This is a genomic window from Caballeronia sp. HLA56 (assembly GCF_054655155.1).
In genome coordinates this window covers 1,645,528-1,667,373 of record NZ_BAAHOB010000005.1, presented here as the reverse complement: position 1 = coordinate 1,667,373, position 21,846 = coordinate 1,645,528, and the positions used below count along the sequence as shown (strand labels likewise).

At 59.4% G+C, this 21,846-nt stretch carries 16 protein-coding genes, 2 tRNA genes and 3 rRNA genes; 8 read left to right on the top strand and 13 right to left on the bottom strand.

Annotated elements, in window-relative coordinates; translation table 11 throughout:
* Positions 1-2 precede the first annotated feature (2 nt).
* On the bottom strand, positions 3-797 hold the full coding sequence (locus tag ACYQ47_RS27370; protein ID WP_459907876.1) for a 3-hydroxybutyrate dehydrogenase: 795 nt from the start codon (positions 795-797) through the stop codon (positions 3-5).
* Between the two features lie 279 nt (positions 798-1,076).
* Between ACYQ47_RS27370 and ACYQ47_RS27365 the strand changes: the two genes are divergently transcribed.
* Positions 1,077-1,922 (top strand): 23S rRNA (adenine(2030)-N(6))-methyltransferase RlmJ, encoded by an 846-nt coding sequence (locus ACYQ47_RS27365; RefSeq protein WP_250509127.1) that lies wholly within the window; start codon positions 1,077-1,079, stop codon positions 1,920-1,922.
* 11 nt (positions 1,923-1,933) lie between these two features.
* On the opposite strand, the gene ACYQ47_RS27360 is transcribed toward ACYQ47_RS27365, so the two are convergent.
* A complete protein-coding gene (locus ACYQ47_RS27360; protein ID WP_459907874.1) occupies positions 1,934-2,305 on the bottom strand; it encodes a hypothetical protein in 372 nt (123 codons plus the stop codon).
* 100 nt (positions 2,306-2,405) lie between these two features.
* Between ACYQ47_RS27360 and copM the strand changes: the two genes are divergently transcribed.
* The gene (copM, locus tag ACYQ47_RS27355) at positions 2,406-2,804 is read left to right on the top strand and encodes a CopM family metallochaperone (RefSeq protein WP_250465093.1); all 399 of its coding nucleotides are present in this window, start codon (positions 2,406-2,408) and stop codon (positions 2,802-2,804) included.
* Positions 2,805-2,893: 89 nt separating this feature from the next.
* Here copM and ACYQ47_RS27350 read toward each other — a convergent pair whose 3' ends face one another.
* Together ACYQ47_RS27350 and cueR are read right to left on the bottom strand one after the other, a co-directional pair.
* On the bottom strand, positions 2,894-3,040 hold the full coding sequence (locus ACYQ47_RS27350) for a DUF3563 family protein (RefSeq protein ID WP_244825434.1): 147 nt from the start codon (positions 3,038-3,040) through the stop codon (positions 2,894-2,896).
* 173 nt (positions 3,041-3,213) lie between these two features.
* Complete coding sequence (gene cueR, locus ACYQ47_RS27345; protein ID WP_309843396.1) at positions 3,214-3,651, bottom strand: Cu(I)-responsive transcriptional regulator; 438 nt, start codon at positions 3,649-3,651, stop codon at positions 3,214-3,216.
* A gap of 101 nt (positions 3,652-3,752) precedes the next feature.
* Between cueR and ACYQ47_RS27340 the strand changes: the two genes are divergently transcribed.
* Both ACYQ47_RS27340 and ACYQ47_RS27335 read left to right on the top strand, forming a co-directional pair.
* Positions 3,753-3,959 (top strand): heavy-metal-associated domain-containing protein, encoded by a 207-nt coding sequence (locus tag ACYQ47_RS27340; RefSeq protein ID WP_250465097.1) that lies wholly within the window; start codon positions 3,753-3,755, stop codon positions 3,957-3,959.
* The gene (locus ACYQ47_RS27335; protein WP_459907870.1) at positions 3,956-4,891 is read left to right on the top strand and encodes a dTDP-4-dehydrorhamnose reductase family protein; all 936 of its coding nucleotides are present in this window, start codon (positions 3,956-3,958) and stop codon (positions 4,889-4,891) included. The genes ACYQ47_RS27340 and ACYQ47_RS27335 overlap by 4 nt, the downstream gene beginning before the upstream one ends.
* Here ACYQ47_RS27335 and ACYQ47_RS27330 read toward each other — a convergent pair.
* The 8 genes from ACYQ47_RS27330 to ACYQ47_RS27295 all read right to left on the bottom strand — a co-directional run bounded on the left by ACYQ47_RS27330 (position 4,885) and on the right by ACYQ47_RS27295 (position 16,273).
* Positions 4,885-8,358: an error-prone DNA polymerase gene (locus ACYQ47_RS27330; RefSeq protein ID WP_459907868.1), complete on the bottom strand. Its 3,474-nt coding sequence runs from the start codon at positions 8,356-8,358 to the stop codon at positions 4,885-4,887. The two genes, ACYQ47_RS27335 and ACYQ47_RS27330, sit on opposite strands and share 7 nt — an antisense overlap.
* Positions 8,359-8,365: 7 nt before the next feature.
* A complete protein-coding gene (locus ACYQ47_RS27325) occupies positions 8,366-10,018 on the bottom strand; it encodes a Y-family DNA polymerase (protein WP_250492510.1) in 1,653 nt (550 codons plus the stop codon).
* Entirely contained in the window at positions 9,903-10,766 is an 864-nt protein-coding gene (imuA, locus tag ACYQ47_RS27320) for a translesion DNA synthesis-associated protein ImuA (protein ID WP_244825443.1), read from the bottom strand. Before imuA ends, ACYQ47_RS27325 begins: the two co-directional genes overlap by 116 nt.
* A 284-nt stretch (positions 10,767-11,050) precedes the next feature.
* Positions 11,051-11,164, bottom strand: a 5S ribosomal RNA gene (rrf, locus tag ACYQ47_RS27315).
* 117 nt (positions 11,165-11,281) lie between these two features.
* Positions 11,282-14,162 (bottom strand): 23S ribosomal RNA (locus ACYQ47_RS27310).
* Positions 14,163-14,467: 305 nt separating this feature from the next.
* Positions 14,468-14,543, bottom strand: a tRNA-Ala gene (locus ACYQ47_RS27305).
* Between the two features lie 56 nt (positions 14,544-14,599).
* Positions 14,600-14,676, bottom strand: a tRNA-Ile gene (locus tag ACYQ47_RS27300).
* A gap of 64 nt (positions 14,677-14,740) precedes the next feature.
* Positions 14,741-16,273, bottom strand: a 16S ribosomal RNA gene (locus tag ACYQ47_RS27295).
* Together the 16S, 23S and 5S rRNA genes with 2 tRNA genes alongside form the textbook arrangement of a ribosomal RNA operon.
* A gap of 645 nt (positions 16,274-16,918) precedes the next feature.
* Between ACYQ47_RS27295 and ACYQ47_RS27290 the strand changes: the two genes are divergently transcribed.
* From ACYQ47_RS27290 to ACYQ47_RS27275, 4 genes are all read left to right on the top strand, one after another.
* Positions 16,919-18,133 carry a DUF2863 family protein gene (locus tag ACYQ47_RS27290; RefSeq protein WP_459907865.1) on the top strand — a complete coding sequence of 405 codons (1,215 nt, stop codon included), beginning with the start codon at positions 16,919-16,921 and terminating at the stop codon, positions 18,131-18,133.
* A gap of 194 nt (positions 18,134-18,327) precedes the next feature.
* Entirely contained in the window at positions 18,328-19,140 is an 813-nt protein-coding gene (locus tag ACYQ47_RS27285; protein WP_250492514.1) for a LuxR family transcriptional regulator, read from the top strand.
* A 68-nt stretch (positions 19,141-19,208) separates the two neighbouring features.
* The gene (locus ACYQ47_RS27280) at positions 19,209-19,883 is read left to right on the top strand and encodes an energy-coupling factor ABC transporter permease (RefSeq protein WP_244825446.1); all 675 of its coding nucleotides are present in this window, start codon (positions 19,209-19,211) and stop codon (positions 19,881-19,883) included.
* Positions 19,884-19,999: 116 nt separating this feature from the next.
* Complete coding sequence (locus ACYQ47_RS27275; protein ID WP_250465109.1) at positions 20,000-20,578, top strand: BspC domain-containing protein; 579 nt, start codon at positions 20,000-20,002, stop codon at positions 20,576-20,578.
* A gap of 90 nt (positions 20,579-20,668) precedes the next feature.
* Here the strand turns inward: ACYQ47_RS27275 and ACYQ47_RS27270 are convergent, their stop codons facing one another.
* Positions 20,669-21,829: a M14 family metallopeptidase gene (locus tag ACYQ47_RS27270; protein WP_459907862.1), complete on the bottom strand. Its 1,161-nt coding sequence runs from the start codon at positions 21,827-21,829 to the stop codon at positions 20,669-20,671.
* Positions 21,830-21,846 lie beyond the last annotated feature (17 nt).

The window sequence follows — 21,846 nt, the reverse complement described above, 5'->3', positions numbered from 1 at the left end:
GCTTATTGCATGAACCAGCCGTGGCTCACCACGAACGATTGCCCCGTGAGCGCCGCTGTCTCGAACTCGGACAGGAACCGCACCATCTGCGCGACGTCTTCCACCGTGGTGAACACGCCGTCGACCGTGCCGCCCAGCATCACGCGCTTCACGACTTCTTCCTCGCTAATGCCGAGTTCCTTCGCTTGTTCGGGAATCTGCTTGTCGACGAGCGGCGTGCGCACGAAGCCCGGACACACCACGTGCGAGCGCACGTTGTGCTTTGCGCCTTCCTTGGCCAGGACGCGCGCAAGCCCGAGCAAACCGTGCTTGGCGGTCACATAAGCGGACTTGAGCGGCGACGCTTCATGCGAATGCACCGAGCCCATGTAGATGACGACGCCGCCGCGATCGTCCTTGTACATGTGCTTCAACGCGGCTTTGGTCGTGAGGAAGGCGCCATCGACGTGAATGGCCATCATGTTCTTCCAGTCCGAGTAGGCGTAGTTTTCGATGGGATTGACGATCTGAATGCCCGCGTTCGACACGAGGATATCCACCGATCCCAATTCCGCCGCGACCCGGTCGATACCCTGATTGACCGCGTTCTCGTCCGTCACGTCCATCGCGATGCCGATAGCCTTGCCACCCTTTTCGCGAATCTCGGCGGCGACGGTATCCGCGCCTGACTGATTCAAGTCCGCGATAGCGACTGCCGCGCCCGCTTGTGCAAGCGTGATTGCGATTGCGCGGCCAATGCCGCTCGCCGCGCCCGTGACGACCGCGGTTTTACCATCGAGCTTGCCGTTCTGTGACATGCGAACCTCCTCTCTGACAGTTGAATGACAACATGCGACGCCATTGGCCGCAATCTGGCCGTTCGGCATAGGACGAGTCACGCCGCGCATGAGAACACCTAGACCGTTCGGCCGACTAGTCATGGACGACCGGAAGCGGCTATTGTGCATGAACGGCGTGTCGCACTGCAGCGAATACGAAGCGACGCTCGGCTACAATGAGTGCCCTTCGCGCATGCCGGACGTGCCGCGCCGTTTGCCCTGAACTCGTTTCCTGTTGCCCTCCGCGGGCCTTTCGCCATGCTCAGTTACCGCCACGCCTTCCATGCGGGAAATCACGCCGACGTGCTGAAGCACGCGCTCGTCGTCCGGATGCTTCGCCATCTCGCCCAGAAAGACAAATCGTATTGGTATATCGACACGCATGCGGGCGCCGGCGTCTACTCGCTGACCGAGGGCTTCGCCGCGAAGAATGCCGAGTATGAAAACGGCATCGCGCGGCTGTGGGAGCGCACGGATTTACCGCCGCTCATCGCCGATTATGTCGATGAAGTCACGGCCCTGAACGCCGATGGTGAATTGCGCTTCTATCCTGGCTCGCCGTATCTCGCGTGGCGGCTCATGCGCGAACAGGACCGCATGCGTTTGTACGAGTTGCACAGCACGGAAATCGACGTGCTGCGTCATAACTTCCGCGATGCAGGCCGCCGCGCGATGATCTACGAAGGCGATGGCTTCGACGGCATCAAGGCCATTCTGCCGCCGCCGCCGCGCCGCGCGCTCGTGCTGATCGACCCGTCATACGAAGACAAGCGCGACTACGCGCGCACGCTCGCTTGTCTTGAGGAATCGCTCAAGCGGTTCGCGACGGGCACTTACGCGGTGTGGTATCCGATCGTCGCGCGACCGGAGTCGCAACGCTTCGCGGAGCAATTGAAGGCCATTCAACCCAATGCCTGGCTGCATGCGGCATTGACCGTGAGGCAGCCGCCCGAAGACGGCTTCGGGCTCTACGGCAGCGGCATGTTTATTTTGAATCCGCCCTATACGCTCGCCGCCGAACTCAAGCAAGTGCTGCCATATCTCGTCGATACGCTCGGCGAAGACAAGAACGCATCGTTCAAGCTGGAGCACCGCGCGGCCTGAACCTGCTCGACTCAGGGATAAGGCGTGCGGGAATTGCCGTGCCGCCTGCCGTTGGATTGCGCAGGCGCAGTCGCTTGCCCCGACGAATAGTCGATGTACGGAGAAACGACGATAGGCGGCTGGTCCTGCTGCGGCGGTCCGGGCAGCGTGGCCATGGGCACCATGCCGGGCCCGCCGAGCGGCCCCGTCTGAAGCACGGTCCCCGGCACGCCGCTGTGGATGCCCGTTTGCGTGTCCAGCACCAGCGGCTCGCCGCCCGGCGTGCCGAACGCCAGTGGCGCGATGACGCAAAGGCATGCGCCGAGTGCCGCGCGAACGCGTCGTGCCGTATTGCTTTGCGTGCTTCGGAAAGCCTTCGTCGCGTCGTGGATATGGCTGCGCATCGCTCGCTCTTTTATGTAGACGAAACCGCTTTACCTTACCCCGGTGGCAAGCTTTAGGCTAGGTGTTTTGCCTCACAACCGGCCCTTCTCAGGAGATACGATGCAATCGACCAGAACGCTGCTTGCCCTTCTCATCTCGCTTTGCAGCGCCACCGCCATGGCGCAGACGGCCGCGCCCGCTCACGACTCCATGCACGGCATGCATATGTCCGAAGCCACGCCGAACGCGGCGGGATCGTCATCGACAGCGGACTTTCAGGCCGCCGACAAGTCGATGATGTCGGGCATGTCCGACATACAGTACAGCGGCGACGCCGACCGCGATTTCGTCGCGCACATGATCCCGCATCATGAAGGCGCGGTGGAAATGGCGAAGGTCGAGCTGAAGTACGGCAAGGACGCGAAGCTGCGCAAGCTGGCGAAGGACATCGTTGCGGCACAGGAAAAGGAAATCCGCTTCATGAAGCAGTGGCTCGCGGCGCATCCGCAAACGAAGTAAGCGGAACGAGCATCGCGCCAAAAACGACAAAGCCCCGCGTTGCGGGGCTTTTTGCATGGCCGTGGCGCCTTGTGCGGCGCTACTGCGCCTTAAGCGTTGTAGCCGTTCGATTCGAGCGAGCGGATGCGCATTTCGAGCTGAACGATATCCGCGGATTGCGCCAGATACTCTTCACGGCGACGTTGTTCGGCGGTTTCAAACCAGATGCTGAGTTTTTCGAGCAGGACTGCAAACATGATGTTTCTCCAAGGATTTCGACGATCCCTGGCATTTCGGGTCAGGGATTACCCGTATAAGGGATAACCCGGATTATAGCGCCTGAATTTCAAAAAGTGTAGCTATATGCATGAACACTGTGCATTTCGCCACGCAGTGGTGCGTCTTTTTTGTCTTACTCAACCGACTGATTTCAAGCAGCTTTTTCTACAGCGTCCGTGAGCGAAAGCACACTGTTGGTGCATGACTCCGCAAGCTGATCCAAAATGGGGCAATCAGGACGCTCGTCGCCATGACAGTGGTTCGCAAGATGAACGAGCGTATCGCGCATGCTCGTCAGTTCATCGATCCGGCGGTCCAGTTCGGCGACGTGCTCCGTTGCAATCGCCTTCACTTCGGCGCTTGCCCGAGAGCGGTCTTGCCATAGCGCCAGCAATTTGCGTATGTCTTCCACCAGGAAACCAAGCCGCCGCGCTTGCCGGACGAACCGCAATGCATGAACCTCCTGCGCTCCATACACGCGATAACCCGACGACGTTCGTCCCACCGGATTGAGCAAGCCGACGCTCTCGTAGTAGCGGATCATCTTCGCCGTTACGCCCGAGGCCTTAGCCGCTTCACCTATGTTCATTTCTCGCTCCGCATAAAATCTTGAAATCGACTCTACACCTTCCCATCATGGCAAGGTATACGATGTTGTCATCGATCCAATTTTCAAGCGAGGAAACCGGGATGACCGAGTTCGAAGTTCAGGGCATGAGTTGCCAGCATTGCGTCGCCGCCGTGACGCGCTCGATTCATGAAATCGATCCGCAAGCGCAAGTGCGCGTCGATCTCGAACATGGCCGCGTGACAGTCGAGTCATCGCAGACGAATGAGGCGTTGATCGACGCAATCGACGACGCCGGCTACACCGTCAAAGGCGCCGCGTCCGCATGAGCGCCAGCGAACGCTTTACCGTTGCGCTCATCGGCGCGTCGGGTTTGCTGGGGCGCGCGGTCGGCGCCGAGCTGAAAAACGCGGTCGAGGCGCATGACTGGCGCGTCGTGCGCACGACGCATCGGCATGGCGATGCGGGCAGCGTGTCGCTCGATATTCGCGATCACGACGCCGTGCGCGCCTTTCTGCGGCGCGAGAAGCCGAATGCCGTCGTGGTCGCCGCGGCCGAGCGCCGTCCGGATGTGTGCGAGAACGATCCCGCTCTCGCCCGCGCGCTCAACGTCGATGCCTTGCAGACAATCGCGACCGAAGCCCGCGCGCTCGGCGCCTGGGTATTGTCGATCTCGACCGACTACGTGTTCGACGGCACCTCGCCGCCCTACTTTCCCGACGACGCGCCCGCGCCGCTCAACGCCTACGGCCATAGCAAGCTGGATGGCGAGCGCGCGCTACTCGCGTGCGATCCGGCTTCATGCGTGCTGCGGCTGCCGTTGCTCTACGGTCCGGTTGTCGACTGGAGTGAATCGGCGGTGACGAGCCTCACGCCCGCCATCGTCCGATCGGCCGATGCCGCGAACGCGCCCGCGCCAATGGACGCCTGGGCGACCCGCTATCCGACCTACACGCCCGATGTCGCCGTGGTAATCCGCGGCATGCTCGAACAGCACGCGCAAGGCGAGACGATCTCGGGCATCGCGCAATGGTCCGGCGACGAGCCGATGACCAAGTTCGATATCGCCGAGCGCATCGCGCGAGTACTGAAACTCGACGCGAAGCTCGTCGCGCAAACCACGCCCATGGACGCGACACCGCGCCCGCGCGACTGTCATCTCGATTCGGGGCGGCTCGAAGCGCTCGGCATTGGACGGCGCACGCCTTTCGATACCGCGATCGCGCATCTGCTCGCTCGATATCCCGAGCAAGCTCAGTGAAAGTCGCGGCTCGGCGCGGCGAGCCGGCCAAGCAGCGCGCTATGGTCTTCGAGCCGCTGCGCCACCAGATGCCGCACATCGCCTTCTTTTTGCCAGACGCCTTGCACGCCGAGCAGCGACGCGCCCAGCAACACCTTGCGCTGTTTCTCGACGAGCCCCGGCCAGACGATCACGTTGATCGAGCCGGTTTCGTCCTCGAGCGACAGGAAGATCGTGCCGTTCGCCGTGCCCGGCCGCTGCCGCACCGTGACGATGCCGCACGCCCGCACGAAGCGGCCGTTGCGAGTCTCGCCGAGTTCAGCGGCGCTTTTGAAACGCTGGCGCGCGAGCCGCTCGCGCAGCAAGGCGAGCGGATGACGATTGAGCGTGAGCCCGAGACTCGCGTAGTCGTCGACGATCTCGCGGCCTTCCGATGCTTCCGGCAACGCGAGCGGCGCTTCGGTCATCGGCGCATCGCGCAGCAATTCCGGCGCGCGCTGCTGCGCGGTCACCGCCCACCAAGCCTGACGCCGATGCCCCGCGATGCTTTGCAGCGCATTGCCCGCCGCGAGCGCTTCGAGTTCGCGACGCGACAGGGCCGCGCGACGCGTGAGATCGTCGACATCGACGAATGGTGCTTGAGCGCGCGCCGCCATGATCCGCTCGGCCGCCGCTTGTGAAAAACCCTTGATCAGTTGCAGCCCGATGCGCACGCCCGGACCGCCCGCGCCGTACGCCTGGGCATCGAGCCTGACGCGCTTTTTGAGCTTGCGCGCGCCGCGTCGCATGGTCTTGCGAAATACCTGATCCGGGCAAGGTGTGCCGTAGAACTGCTGACGCCGCCGCTGCTTTTCGGCATCCTGCAAGACGCGCACGCCATCGCCAGGCGGCATTTCCAGCACCGATTCCCAGTCGCTCAGCGACACATCCGGCGCGAACACCTGCACGCCATGACGCCGCGCGTCCTGCACGAGTTGCGATGGCGAATAAAAGCCGAGCGGCTGGCTATTCAGCAAGCCGGCCAGAAACGCCGCCGGTTCGTAGCGCTTGATCCACGCGCTGACATAGACGAGCAGCGCGAAACTCGCCGAATGACTCTCGGGAAAACCGTATTCGCCGAAACCCTCGATCTGCTTGCACACGCGCGCCGCGAACTCTTCCTCGTAGCCGCGCGCGAGCATCTTCGTCATCAGATCGGCCTGATACTTTTCCAGATGACCGCCGCGTCGCCATGCGGCCATCGCGCGGCGTAGCTGATCGGCCTGTTCCGCGCTATAGCCTGCGGCGACCATCGCGAGCTTCATCACCTGTTCCTGGAAAATCGGCACGCCGAGTGTACGCTCGAGCACCGGCCGCAGTTCTTCCTTCGGATACTCCGCTTCCTCGAGCCCTTGCTTGCGGCGCAGATATGGATGCACCATGCCGCCCTGAATTGGACCGGGCCGCACGATCGCCACTTCGATCACGAGGTCGTAGTACTTGTTGGGCCGAAGACGCGGCAGCATGCTCTGCTGCGCGCGCGATTCGATCTGGAACACGCCGACCGTGTCCGCGCGGCAGCACATCTCGTAGACGGCCTTGTCCTCGCGACGCACATGCGTCATGCCGAAATCCGGCACGCCACGCCGCAGCGCGATGAATTCGAGCGCGCGCCGGATCGCGGAGAGCATGCCGAGCGCGAGCACATCGACCTTCAACAGCTTGAGCTGATCGATGTCGTCCTTGTCCCACTGAATCACGCAGCGATCCTTCATTGCGGCGTTTTCAATCGGCACGAGGCGCGACAAGCGTTCGCGCGCGATCACGAAACCGCCGACGTGCTGGGACAAGTGACGCGGAAAGCCGCGCAACTCGCGCGTAAGCCGGATCAGATGCTTCGTCACGTGCGAGTCTTCGTTGAAACCCGCTTCTTTCAGATAACCGGCCACCGCGGACGGACCATCCCACCACTGCTGCGACTTGCCGATCCGTTCGATGAGCGACGCATCCAGTCCCAGCGCCTTGCCGACATCCTTGAGCGCACTCCTCGTGTGATACGTGGTGAGCGACGCCGCGAGCGACGCGCGATGCCGCCCGTACTTCTGATAGATGTACTGGATGACTTCCTCGCGCCGCTGATGTTCGAAGTCGACATCGATATCCGGCGGTTCGTTACGCGCGCGCGAAATGAAGCGCTCGACCAGCATGCTCATCTCGACCGGATTGATCTCCGTGATGTAGAGGCAATAACAGATGATCGAATTGGCCGCCGAGCCGCGCCCCTGACACAAGATTTTCCGGCTGCGCGCGAACGCGACGATGTCGTAGACCGTCAGAAAATACTTCTCGTACTTCAGGTCCGCGACGAGTTCCAGCTCCTTTTCGATCTGCCCGATGGTTTCCACGCTCAATCCGTTCGGCCAGCGTTTGAGCGCGCCCGCGATCACGTTTTTGCGCAGATAACTGCCTGGCGTTTCGCCGGGCGGCACGAGTTCCTCGGGATATTCGTAGCGCAATTCATCGAGCTCGAAGGTGCAGCGCTTCGCGACCTTCAAGGTCTCGGCAATCGCTTCTTTCGGATACAACGCGCCGATGCGCAAGCGTGTACGCAGATGCCGCTCCGCGTTCGCTTCGAGCGCGTAACCGCATTCGGCCAGCGGACGATTGAGGCGGATTGCCGTCAACGTGTCCTGCAAGGGCTTGCGCGAACGCGCGTGCATCAGCGCGCCGCTTGCCGCAACGAGAGGCAAGCCGCTCGCCTTCGAAATCACGCGGCACGAAGCGAGACGCTCATCGTCGCTGCCGTCCTGCCACAACTCCAGCGCAAGCCAGGCGCGGCCAGCGGCGAAACTTCCGAGCCAATGAGCGCGATCGAGCGTATCGGCAAGCGTGGCCAAGCGTTGCGGAACCAGAATCAAGAGACAGTGCGGCAGATGCTTCAGATGTGCGATATCGCCGCGTAAATCGGTGGCATCGAACGAGTCGGGCGGAGTGGCGGCGGGATTCGTGAAATCTTCCGGACCAATCCGATACGTTCCCTTCGGCGAACGCGAGCGCGCAAGCGAAATCAGCTCCGACAAATTGCCGTATCCCTCGCGATTGGTCGCCAGCGCAATGAGCGTGCAAAACGGCTCGCCGTTGGCATCGGTGAGATGCAATTCACTGCCGATTATCAGCTTCAACGTTGCCTGCTTGGGCGACGGCTCGCCGGCCTTTCGCGCCGCGTCGGCTGCGGCTTGCGCCCGCGTCTCGATTTCCTTGATCGCGCCGTACGCGCGCACGACGCCCGCAAGCGAACATTCGTCCGTGATCGCTAGCGCGGTATAGCCGTGTTCGAGCGCGGCGGCCGCCAGTTCCTGCGGATGCGAAGCGCCGCGCAGGAACGAGAAGTTGCTCAGGCAATGCAGTTCCGCGTAGCCGGGCAAGAACGCCGAGGCGGACATCGCGCCGGAGAACTTGCCTTTGCCGTCGCCACCGCCCAGGCCGATGAGGTCGCTCAAATCTTCCATGGCGGCGTCATCCAAAAAACCCGTGGAGAAACCAGTCGCCCGTCAGACGCTCGCGATACACCCAGAACATGCGGCCGCGATCGTCGGAGGCGACGTAGTAATCGCGTTGAACGCCGTTGCCGTCCCACCAGCCCGCTTCGATACGCTCGGTCCGGCTGATGAGCTTCAACGCGCGACGATAGAACGGCCGCTCGTTGCGCAACATCAGCTTTTGCGGCGTTTCGAGAATCCACGATGGCCGCGGCTGCGAAGGCACGGCTTGGTCGGGAAGCTCGAACGATTCCGCGCTTTCTTCTTCCGTGTCGTCTGGCGTCGGCGCTTCGACGCCCTCTTTCGCGCGCGACTTTTTTCCGCGCTTGGGCTTGGCCTTACGTTCAGGCTGATATGTTTCGACCGTCACCGCCGCTTCCGGCCGATGATCCTCCCGCTCGCTCAATTGCACGACATTTTCCGCGCCGAGTCGCGCGCTCAGACGCTCCAGCAACTGCGCCATCGAGTCGGCATCGGAACCCGGCATGGGGAAAAGCGTATCGGCGGGCGGCTCGTGCTCGCTGACCTTGTCGGCCAAAAGCTTCATCTCGATCACCGGCGCGATCAAGGTTGCCTGATTCAGCTTTTCGCGCAGCAGCCAGAGAATGTGCTCGGCATCGCGCGTCGGCACAGCCCATGCAATCTTGAGCGTCGATGTCTTGGGTGCGTTGCGCGCCGCCAATTCATGTTCGAGCAAAAGCGAAAACTCGCTGACCGCCGAGTGATGCGCGTTCAGCCAACCGGCGAGTTGCAACACGAGCCGGCGTGCCGCAAACAACAGCGCATCGGCGTTTTCGACGCGCGCCTGCAACTCGAGTTTCGCCTCGAACGATGCCGGCGCGCAAAACGCTTCGCGCGGATCGGGCGCCTGCCCGTAAGCTTGCGCGAGCCATTGCAGAATGCCCTGCCCGAAACGCCGCGCCACGCCTTTGCGCGGCAAGCGACGCAAGTCGGCGAGCGTCACGCAACCAATCTGCTCGAACGCATTGCCATGCGATGCCGCCGACGGCACGAGAGACACCGGCAAGGCATCGAGCGCGCGCACGAGTGTTGCCTCTTTCACAATACGAACGCGTTTTGCCACTCGTCGCGTGCGCGCGTGCGCAAGGAGCCACGCGCCCCACGCGGTCGGCGCACAGCCCATCCGGGACGTGAAGCCACAATCTTTCACCGTGGAGCGCACCTTTGCAAAGAGGCTGCGCAAGCCGCCGAAAAGCCGCATGCTCGCGCCGACTTCCAGCAACACGGTATTCGCATGTGCAAGCACGACCTTCGGCGTGAACGCGAGCAAGGACAACGCCACTGCTTCGAGAGCGCGCTGCTCTTCGCTGATATCGACGGCAAGCAAAGTGAGCCGCGGCGCGAGCGCGAACGCATGCGAGCGCGTGCTGCCCGGGCGCACGCCGAGGCGGAACGCGACGAGATCGGGCAGCAGAATGCGCGCGTGATCCGCGAGCGCGAAACATGGCTGACCGGAATCGTCCGCGTTCGCAACCGAATTGCCGACGAGCGCTTCACCGGGCATCGAGCCCGTTCCAGGCGAGGTCGAATTCGTCGAGATCGACGGCATCGATGGCGGCCTGACTGCTTCGAGCGATAAAAGCGGCAATGTCACCGCTATCCACAACATGATTGACCTCTCGTGCTCTCCTGGCTTGATCCGCGCGACGAATGTGCTCAGGCAATGCCGGCATTTGCAGCGGCAAACGCAACTGCAGCGGTTTTTCCAGCAACGGACCACGCCGCTTGATGATGTCGATTTCGAGCATGACCACCTGCATCCATTCGCGACGATTCATTGTCTGCGCGTGCGCAGGCAGCACCGGTTTGCAGACGATGCGCAATGGTGCCGCGGAGGATTGCTTCGCGGCATCGAGCGGACGGAACAGAAACACCAGCGACTGCGATTCCTGAGCGGCCACTTGCAAACGACGCAGCGCATCGGGCCGCGCCTTGGGCAGCCAGATCAGGACCGCGCCGCTGCCATCCTGTTTGAGCGATTGCTCGGCCGCCCATAGCACCTGATCCTCGGGCGCTTTGACCCAGACCAGCTTGCCCGGCGCGATGTTCATCGACCGGAACGCTGCTGGATTGGGCATCCAGGGAGGCGCCACGAAGATGACGGTGCGGCCTCTTTTCGTCACCAACTCACGAAGCGAACGCGCGAGCAGCCTGACCTCGCCGACCCCGCATTCTTCGATAAGCAATTCAGTGACGGCGCCGGCCATCCAGCCGGTATTTGGCAAGACCAGATCGAGCGCCCGATAGCCACTCGAAACGACACCCGCGTCCGACACGCCGACCTGCTCGCCTTGCCAAAGCTGCTGCTGCAGGCGCGATGTCAGCCCGATATCGAGCAGTGAAAGTGCTGCACCCATGAGTCTTCCCCGTCCACCCGAATGCAAGAGCCTGCTCATGCCCAGAGCATTCGGCAACCCTTTTGTCCTGTATATTTATACAGTATTTCGAGGCGACGAGGTAAACGGTCGATGTGGGTTTTCGACGGGCTTGAGACGGACGACTGGAGGGGATTTGAATGTTTCTGGATGGAGATTCGGTGCTTGCGTCCGTGATGTAAGCAAGACTCTTTCTCGCGCCAAACGCTGCAGAAACGCAAAAACCCCACCTGTTTGGGGGTGGGGTTTTTGTTGCTGCATGAGGAGCCTGACGATTACCTACTTTCACACGGGAGATCCGCACTATCATCGGCGTGGAGTCGTTTCACGGTCCTGTTCGGGATGGGAAGGGGTGGTACCAACTCGCTGTGGTCATCAGGCATGACTTGTTGTCGTGCGCCGGGTGGGCACACAACCAATCCGGGAAGAAGCAGTAAATGTTGGGTGGCGATTGTCGCACACGCATAACTCGCCAGTGGTTCAAACACACTGGTTATAGGATCAAGCCTTACGGGCAATTAGTATCAGTTAGCTCAATGCATTACTGCACTTACACACCTGACCTATCAACGTCCTGGTCTGGAACGACCCTTCAAGGGGCTCGAAGCCCCGGGGATATCTCATCTTAAGGCGAGTTTCCCGCTTAGATGCTTTCAGCGGTTATCTCTTCCGAACATAGCTACCCGGCGATGCCACTGGCGTGACAACCGGTACACCAGAGGTTCGTCCACTCCGGTCCTCTCGTACTAGGAGCAGCCCCCTTCAAATATCCAACGCCCACGGCAGATAGGGACCAAACTGTCTCACGACGTTTTAAACCCAGCTCACGTACCTCTTTAAATGGCGAACAGCCATACCCTTGGGACCGGCTACAGCCCCAGGATGAGATGAGCCGACATCGAGGTGCCAAACACCGCCGTCGATATGAACTCTTGGGCGGTATCAGCCTGTTATCCCCAGAGTACCTTTTATCCGTTGAGCGATGGCCCTTCCATACAGAACCACCGGATCACTATGACCTGCTTTCGCACCTGCTCGACTTGTCGGTCTCGCAGTTAAGCACGCTTATGCCATTGCACTATCAGCACGATTTCCGACCGTACCTAGCGTACCTTCGTACTCCTCCGTTACACTTTGGGAGGAGACCGCCCCAGTCAAACTGCCTACCATGCACTGTCCCCGATCCAGATCATGGACCAAGGTTAGAACCTCAAACAAACCAGGGTGGTATTTCAAGGACGGCTCCACCGAAACTAGCGTTCCGGTTTCATAGCCTCCCACCTATCCTACACAGATCGGTTCAAAGTCCAATGCAAAGCTACAGTAAAGGTTCATGGGGTCTTTCCGTCTAGCCGCGGGGAGATTGCATCATCACAAACACTTCAACTTCGCTGAGTCTCGGGAGGAGACAGTGTGGCCATCGTTACGCCATTCGTGCAGGTCGGAACTTACCCGACAAGGAATTTCGCTACCTTAGGACCGTTATAGTTACGGCCGCCGTTTACCGGGACTTCAATCAAGAGCTTGCACCCCATCATTTAATCTTCCGGCACCGGGCAGGCGTCACACCCTATACGTCCACTTTCGTGTTTGCAGAGTGCTGTGTTTTTATTAAACAGTCGCAGCCACCAGTTTATTGCAACCTCTTCACCCTCCTGGCGCAGGCCAGTCAAGCTACAGAGGCGTACCTTATCCCGAAGTTACGGTACCAATTTGCCGAGTTCCTTCTCCCGAGTTCTCTCAAGCGCCTTAGAATACTCATCTCGCCCACCTGTGTCGGTTTGCGGTACGGTCACTATTAGACTGAAGCTTAGAGGCTTTTCTTGGAACCACTTCCAATTGCTTCGCTTCCGAGGAAGCTCGCGCCACACCCTTGAATTATGTGCCCGGATTTGCCTGAGCACCTTCTCCAATGCAGCGACCGGGACGTCCAACACCCGGACAACCTTCCGCGATCCGTCCCCCCATCGCATCTAACAATGGTGCAGGAATATTGACCTGCTTCCCATCAGCTACGCATTTCTGCCTCGCCTTAGGGGCCGACTCACCCTACGCCGATGAACGTTGCGTAGGAAACCTTGGGCTTACGGCGAGGGGGCTTTTCACCCCCTTTATCGCTACTCATGTCAGCATTCGCACTTCCGATACCTCCAGCACGCTTTTCAACGCACCTTCGCAGGCTTACGGAACGCTCTCCTACCATGCATATAAATATGCATCCGCAGCTTCGGTGACTGGCTTGAGCCCCGTTACATCTTCCGCGCAGGACGACTCGATCAGTGAGCTATTACGCTTTCTTTAAAGGGTGGCTGCTTCTAAGCCAACCTCCTGACTGTTTTTGCCTTCCCACTTCGTTTCCCACTTAGCCAATCTTTGGGACCTTAGCTGGCGGTCTGGGTTGTTTCCCTCTTGACACCGGACGTTAGCACCCGATGTCTGTCTCCCGTGATTGCACTCTTCGGTATTCGGAGTTTGCTATGGCGTAGTAATCCGCAATGGACCCCACAACCATGACAGTGCTCTACCCCCGAAGGTGATACACGAGGCACTACCTAAATAGTTTTCGGAGAGAACCAGCTATTTCCAAGTTTGTTTAGCCTTTCACCCCTATCCACAGCTCATCCCCTAACTTTTCAACGTTAGTGGGTTCGGTCCTCCAGTACGTGTTACCGCACCTTCAACCTGGCCATGGATAGATCACTTGGTTTCGGGTCTACGCCCAGCAACTGATCGCCCTATTCGGACTCGCTTTCGCTACGCCTGCCTTAATCAGTTAAGCTCGCTACTGAACGTAAGTCGCTGACCCATTATACAAAAGGTACGCCGTCACCCCTTGCGAGGCTCCGACTGTTTGTATGCATGCGGTTTCAGGATCTATTTCACTCCCCTCCCGGGGTTCTTTTCGCCTTTCCCTCACGGTACTGGTTCACTATCGGTCGATCACGAGTATTTAGCCTTGGAGGATGGTCCCCCCATCTTCAGACAGGATTTCACGTGTCCCGCCCTACTTGTCGTACCCCTAGTTCTTCCACGCTGTTTTCGCTTACAGGGCTATCACCTGCTATGGCCGCACTTTCCAGAGCGTTCAGCTAACAACACAGATAAAGAGTACAGGCTGATCCCATTTCGCTCGCCACTACTCTGGGAATCTCGGTTGATTTCTTTTCCTGCGGTTACTTAGATGTTTCAGTTCACCGCGTTCGCTTCACTAAGCCTATGGATTCAGCTTAGGATGACCCATTCGGGCCGGGTTTCCCCATTCGGATATCGGTGGATCAAAGCTCGTTTGCCAGCTCCCCACCGCTTTTCGCAGGCTACCGCGTCCTTCATCGCCTGTGATCGCCAAGGCATCCACCACATGCACTTGTTCGCTTGACCCTATAACGAGTGTGTCTGCCAGCATTGCTGCCTTTAAGCCCACCGTCATAGGTTGAGTATTCGCGTTGTGCCGTATTCCAAAGCAATCTTTCGATCACCTTTTCATACTTGATACAATCACAACCCTGATTACCCTACTCACACCCATCTCTAAGTGCTTTCGAATAATCTCTTTACTACTTCTTCCAGATTGTTAAAGAACGACAGCCGATAGCATGATCAAATTCGATCACCTACCCGCGCTGACTGGCTCAATCGCCAATGCGCAACGTTGAACCCCGCGTTCAGCGCTGTGCATTGAGGATTGGTGGAGGATGACGGGATCGAACCGACGACCCCCTGCTTGCAAAGCAGGTGCTCTCCCAGCTGAGCTAATCCCCCCGTGTGTGCCTGACTCAGTCTGCTCGCTTGGTCGTTTCAAGCACCGCTTGCCCGGGTGGTGGGTCTGGTTGGATTCGAACCAACGACCCCCGCCTTATCAAGACGGTGCTCTAACCGACTGAGCTACAGACCCTTAGCCTGTCTTTCTGACAGCCGATAAGCGTGAACACTTGAGTGGGCGAGCGTTTAAGCTCGAGAAAGGAGGTGATCCAGCCGCACCTTCCGATACGGCTACCTTGTTACGACTTCACCCCAGTCATGAATCCTACCGTGGTGACCGTCCTCCTTGCGGTTAGACTAGCCACTTCTGGTAAAACCCACTCCCATGGTGTGACGGGCGGTGTGTACAAGACCCGGGAACGTATTCACCGCGGCATGCTGATCCGCGATTACTAGCGATTCCAGCTTCACGCAGTCGAGTTGCAGACTGCGATCCGGACTACGATCGGTTTTCTGGGATTGGCTCCACCTCGCGGCTTGGCAACCCTCTGTTCCGACCATTGTATGACGTGTGAAGCCCTACCCATAAGGGCCATGAGGACTTGACGTCATCCCCACCTTCCTCCGGTTTGTCACCGGCAGTCTCCCTAGAGTGCTCTTGCGTAGCAACTAAGGACAAGGGTTGCGCTCGTTGCGGGACTTAACCCAACATCTCACGACACGAGCTGACGACAGCCATGCAGCACCTGTGCGACGATTCTCTTTCGAGCACCCCAGGCTCTCACCCGGGTTTCGTCCATGTCAAGGGTAGGTAAGGTTTTTCGCGTTGCATCGAATTAATCCACATCATCCACCGCTTGTGCGGGTCCCCGTCAATTCCTTTGAGTTTTAATCTTGCGACCGTACTCCCCAGGCGGTCAACTTCACGCGTTAGCTACGTTACTAAGGAAATGAATCCCCAACAACTAGTTGACATCGTTTAGGGCGTGGACTACCAGGGTATCTAATCCTGTTTGCTCCCCACGCTTTCGTGCATGAGCGTCAGTATTGGCCCAGGGGGCTGCCTTCGCCATCGGTATTCCTCCACATCTCTACGCATTTCACTGCTACACGTGGAATTCTACCCCCCTCTGCCATACTCTAGCCTGCCAGTCACCAATGCAGTTCCCAGGTTAAGCCCGGGGATTTCACATCGGTCTTAACAGACCGCCTGCGCACGCTTTACGCCCAGTAATTCCGATTAACGCTCGCACCCTACGTATTACCGCGGCTGCTGGCACGTAGTTAGCCGGTGCTTATTCTTCCGGTACCGTCATCCCCACCCGGTATTAACAGGCAGGTTTTCTTTCCGGACAAAAGTGCTTTACAACCCGAAGGCCTTCTTCACACACGCGGCATTGCTGGATCAGGGTTGCCCCCATTGTCCAAAATTCCCCACTGCTGCCTCCCGTAGGAGTCTGGGCCGTGTCTCAGTCCCAGTGTGGCTGGTCGTCCTCTCAGACCAGCTACAGATCGTCGCCTTGGTAGGCCTTTACCCCACCAACTAGCTAATCTGCCATCGGCCGCCCCTATAGCGCGAGGTCCCGAAGGATCCCCCGCTTTCTTCCGTAGATCGTATGCGGTATTAATCCGGCTTTCGCCGGGCTATCCCCCACTACAGGACACGTTCCGATGTATTACTCACCCGTTCGCCACTCGCCACCAGGGTTGCCCCCGTGCTGCCGTTCGACTTGCATGTGTAAGGCATGCCGCCAGCGTTCAATCTGAGCCAGGATCAAACTCTTCAGTTCAATTCCTGTTACTGTTTTCGGTTGTTTTACCAACCGGTCGCTCACTCAACGTACTGACGATGATCAATCCGTCTTTCGACAGATAAACCTTCCTCTAATACTGTGTGAGACTTGATAACTTTCGCTAAACGTCCCAACCCCAAAAGGTCGGAACCGCTCGCGCCATCAAGTGCCCACACTTATCGGCTGTTAGTTTTTAAAGAGCACATTCGCCAAGACTGCCTGCCAAGCGCACCGAACAATTTGCTCAGCACCGCTTCGTCTTGCGTCGCTGCATCTGCAGCAGAGAAACGAGATTATGTACGTCGTTTCAGTTACTGTCAACAAGAATTTGAAGCTTTCTTTTCTTGCCCACCGCGCTTCGGAGCAAATACCACCTTTGCCCGCCTCGCCTACTGAAACCGCCTCCCGCTTCCTTCGCGTTCATCGAATCGCGAAGGAACAGAATTCTAGTGGGCGCCGGCGAGAATCGCAAGTAGCCGATCGAAAAAATTGACGGGCGAAGATCCACCGCCCAAACGATCCACTTCAAAGCCCGTGTTCAACGTTTCGAACGTCACTCTAGCTACCATTCAGATGAGCAGTAACGGCGCCACCTAAGCGACTACAATTAAAGGTTTTCTGCCCCAACTAACTCGTATCCCTATGCGCTCGCGAATTGCAAAACGTATTCCTCCGGACGCTGACAAGCTCGTCAGTCTCTCGCTCGCGCTGTTCGCGTCGGGCAGCCGCGTCGAAGACCGCTTCTGGGAAGCGCGTCTCGATGCCCTTATCGCCAAACTCGTGCGTAACGGCAATCAAACAACGCTCGACGCTGCCTTGGATCATCTCCAACAGAATCATCCCGATGCCTACGGTGCGCTTGCCGATATGGCCGAGACGCATAGCGAGTCTTTTGCCATCGACATTGACGGCGTCGCGCACGAAGCGCTCCTGATTGCCGCGCCGGTGCTTGCCTGGACGCGCTATTCCATCCCGTCGGGTACGCTCAAGTCCGAGACGATCGACGCCATGCGTACGCAGCTGCAGGCGCACGTGCTCGCGGCGGGTGCGCTCGTCGCATTTGCGCCGTATCTGTACAGCATCGATCAATTGCCGCGTCATCACGTGGATACGGCTCGGCTAGCCCAGCAATTGACGCAGACCGCCTTGGGCGCGGCGGCAGTCCGGCTGAATCTAGCTGATCTGCCAGAGACCTCGCCAATTCTCGCCGACCCGCGCTTCCTGTTGGCCATCGCGATCGTTCCTGCAGGCGCGGCTTTCTTCCGCTGGCAAGAAGACGAAACGGGCGGTCGTACCGAACGCGGTCAGTGCCTGGAGCAATGGATGGCGCAAGGTGGGCCAAACTTCGCTGCCATCCTGCCGGGTTGTGAGATCGAATGCCTGCTTCCAGACGCCTATTACTCAGCCTGCCGCGATGCAGACGAGCAAGTCCGCCCTCACACGGTGCGCACGGCGGTGCGTTATCTGTTCGATACGCTCGGCACCGCGCCGCAGGAATTGCGCGCAGTCATCGCGGGCTTTGGCGAGCGCCGAATCGACGAGTATCGAGTCGGCTTCACGCGTCGCGGCAGTAACGATGTGATCTACGGTGTCGTATGGCCGTTATATGGCCGCGAGAACGGCGAGCTGGACATGGAAGAGGACATCGTCGAACTGGAAGGCGCGAACGGTCCGGTCGAAGAAATCGTCGAGCTATTGAAGAAAGCTGGAGTGTCCGATGTGCGCCGCCACGCAGGCCGCTTCGAACCCGAATTTTGCGACGACTGCGGCGTGCCGCTTTACGCAGATCCGCTCGGTGAGATCGTACATGCCGAGATGCCTGAAGACGCCGAGCCTGCGCAACCTCACTTTCATTGACTGGCGTCATAAGACTAAGTGCCTAAGGCAATTAAAAAACCCCGCTTTTGCGGGGTTTTTTGTGCAATTCTGCCTATGCCGTTTGGCTAGGGGGAAAAATCGGCCGAAGTTTGTCAATATGGACCCGTGCCGACGCGCTTGTCGGCAGCAAGTCCCGACGCGCAGGCGTCGGCGTATTGATTCGAGGTATAAGCATGAAAATTACGATCATGGGTGCTGACGGCGAACGTCGTGCAGGCCTTAAAACATTGCTGCGCCGTATCGCGCGTCACGCGCAGTTCAACGAAGTAATCGACTGGCGACAGGCCGGGGTGGCCTTGAGACAAGCCAGATCCAGCCTGATTGTCGTCGACTGGGAGCCTCATCTGCGAGCGGGCGATCTGCAGACGCTGCTCGAAGAGGCACGAGGCATCCCCACCGCCGTAGTAGTCGACCGACCCACGGTCGCTCAGGTTTATATGCTGATGGGCATCGGCGCGATGGGCGTCATTCCACGCACGCTCGATCCCGTTCTCATCGTCAGGGCGCTCGACATGGTGCTCATCGGCGGTCATTACGTGCCGCCCGATGTGATCGATCCGGCGCTGAGTCAGGAGTCGCTCATCATTCGTACGCCGCTCAGCGCGGCCATTCGGCGGCGGCTGCGTCATCTGCCTGCCCTGTCGCCGCGGCAGCAGCAGATCATGCGTTGCGTGCACATGGGCAGCACCAACAAGATGATCGCGAAGACGCTGGGTATCAGCGAAGGCACTGTCAAGATCCACCTTGCGAGCATCTTTCAGCAGCTAGGCGCCACGAACCGTGCCGCTGCCGTTGCCATCTATAACGGCGTGCAAACCGCGCATCTCGAGATTCTTCGCAGCAGCGAATGCGAAGCGCCGGAGCGCGCAGTGCCGGGACAAGCGAACGTGGTGCCATTGCGCCGAAGACGCGCGCTGTATCCGTCACTCACGGAAAGCGACGCGTCGTCGCTGCCAATGGCCGCCCAGCCCGAGGCGACGTTCTAGCAACAAAGGACGCGTTTGGGTTCGTCGTTTGCACGCACGAATCACGCGCAACGAGTAATATGCAAGGCATGGGGTTCTTTTACACACCGCTCCCGCTTTGGCTTACCGTCGGCGGCTGGATAGTCGCCGCGGGATTGCTCGCGCTCGTACTGTTGCAGCGTCCTTTCAGCAGATTGCAGGACGCCACGCTACAGCACGTGTGGCTTGGCATCATCGTCGCGGTGACGGTGTTGTGGGCGTGCAATGCATGGTTCGACGACGGACCCGTCATCCACTTGCTGGGCGCGACCTTGATGGTCACCTTGTTCGACTGGCGGCTGGCGCTCATCGGCACGGCTGCCACCACCGGGCTCGCGGCCGTCGTGCTCGACGCATCCTGGCTCTCGGTCGCGGTCACCTATATGTTGTTCGGCGCGCTGCCTGTTGCAGTATCAACGTTCCTGCAACGGCTATCCAATGCGTGGCTGCCGCGCAATCTTTTTACCTTCATCATCGGGCACGGCTTCGTGAGTTCCGCGGCAGCGGTTGCCGCGGCATGCGGTGCGACGGTGCTCTTCGAGATGGCGCTCACCGGCGGACCGGTCACCGTGCCCGCTGCATTCATGCGCGGCTCGCTATTACTGGTTGTTGGCGAAGCGCTCTTTACCGGCTTGCTCACCATTTTAATCTCGGTGTATAAGCCAGCCTGGATCACCACTTACGACGTACGCCGCTATCGCCTTGATCGCGGACCTCGCGTCTGAGGCACACCGCAAGCCGAATTGCACGCGAGCAAAAACGCAATCAAAGTGCGATAAGATGGAACTCCTTCCCCGCACGCGGCATCTTACTTGCCCGTGTCTTCTTAGCACCAGACTTGATGGAAAGTAACCACGCACCGCGCCGGCTTTTGCGGCTCGTCGGCCGGTTGGCGGTATGCGCATCGATTGCATGCGCGGCAGTATCCGCCTTAGCCGACTCGCTCGACGAGCGCAACGAATTGATTCACCACTTCGTCACCGACTTCCACGCCAATCCGCTCGTCGCGGATTGCGCGGCACACGGCAACTTCATCGCTAGCACTTCGGCGGCGTTCGATCACGTAGAGTTTCCGCCTGCTGTCTTCGACCCATCGCGCTCGACCATCGAACCGTGGAACGATTCGTTCGACGAGAAGAAGCAGCGTATCAAGGTGGACAACGTCGTGACAGTCGAGGGCGAAGGCGTCTCGAAGAGCGGTGAGAGCGATGTCACGCCGCTCAAGTTTCGTTGTGGCTACGTAGGCAGTCAAATGCTCGCCTTCGGCTGGAACGATCCGGTTCCGCCACTACGCCCCCGCGCCGAACCGTCGTCCGCACGCGGCACGAAGGGCAAGCATGGCGCGAAAACAAAAGGTGCGTCTGCGGGCAAAAGCAAGAGCTCGGGCAAGTCGACAAAGAAGTCGGCCAAGAAGCACTAGCTAGCCAGCCAGGAAGCACGGCAAAAAAAAAAGGCGCGGCACCTGAAGGTGTCGCGCCTTTTTGCGTCATCGGAAACGCTCTGGGATAGATCAGGCCGGATACGTCTGCAACTGCCAAAGAATCGCCTGCAACATCGCCGCGCCGAGCGCCGAACTCCGCTCGCCACTCCAGCCCACACGCTCATCCGGCAAATTCGCGTTGTCCTTGAACGGCATCTCCAGCGTCAGCGAAAGACACTTGTACTCGTTGCCGATGTACTTCGACGCGAGCTTGAGCGCATCCGTCTGATACTTGCTCGACTCGTAGCCGTGCACGTCCTGAAAGTCCGGGCTTGCCTGCTTAAAGAATTCGATGAACGCCTTCTGCTCTTCCGCCTGCTTGCCGGTGAAGCCCGGCAGCATCTCCGAGCCCGCGACGAACACGTAAGGAATGGCTTCGTCGCCATGGATGTCGAAGAACATGTCGCAGCCGATATCGCGGATGGCATCACGCACCACGAGCACCTCGGGACTGCGCGCGGCATCCGGCTCCATCCATTCGCGGTTCAGGTTCGCGCCGGCCGCGTTGGTGCGCAGATTGCCGAGCACGCTGCCATCCGGATTCATGTTCGGGACGATATGAAACACCGCGCGATCCAGTACCGCGCGCGCGGTCGGGTCACCCGCCCAGTCGCCCCAGCCCGCGAGCCGCTTGACGAGGCCCTCGACGAACCATTCCGCCATCGTTTCGCCCGGATGCTGGCGCGCGATGATCCACACGTTCTTCTTGGGCTTGGCACTCATGCCATCGGCGAGACCGAGCGAAAGCAAGGACATTGGTCGGCCTTGCACCGTGCTGCCAAGTTCGGTCAACGTGGCGTGCGGCATCTGCTGCACGGCGCCAAGGAATTCCGCGTGACGCTCGTCGCTATACGGCTCGAAATACGCGTAATGGATGCGATCGAAATCGGGCGTATGGTCGATCTTCAACACGCCGCTCACGTATTCCGTCTCCACGCGAAACCAGTTCACGCGATCGTAGCTCGCCACCGCCTGATAGTCGCGCCAGCCTTCCGGAAACGCGCATTGCGCCGCATTCTCGAAGCTCATCACGAGACGCTCGCCACGCGCACCCGAGACGCGGAAATAAAACCACTGCGCGAAATCGGCGTGAGAATCCGGACGCACGCGCAAACGAATATCGGACGGGTTGGTGGCGTCGACGACTTCGATTGCGCCCGCATCGAAATGACTTGAAATTGAAATGCTCATGATGAATTCCTTGATGC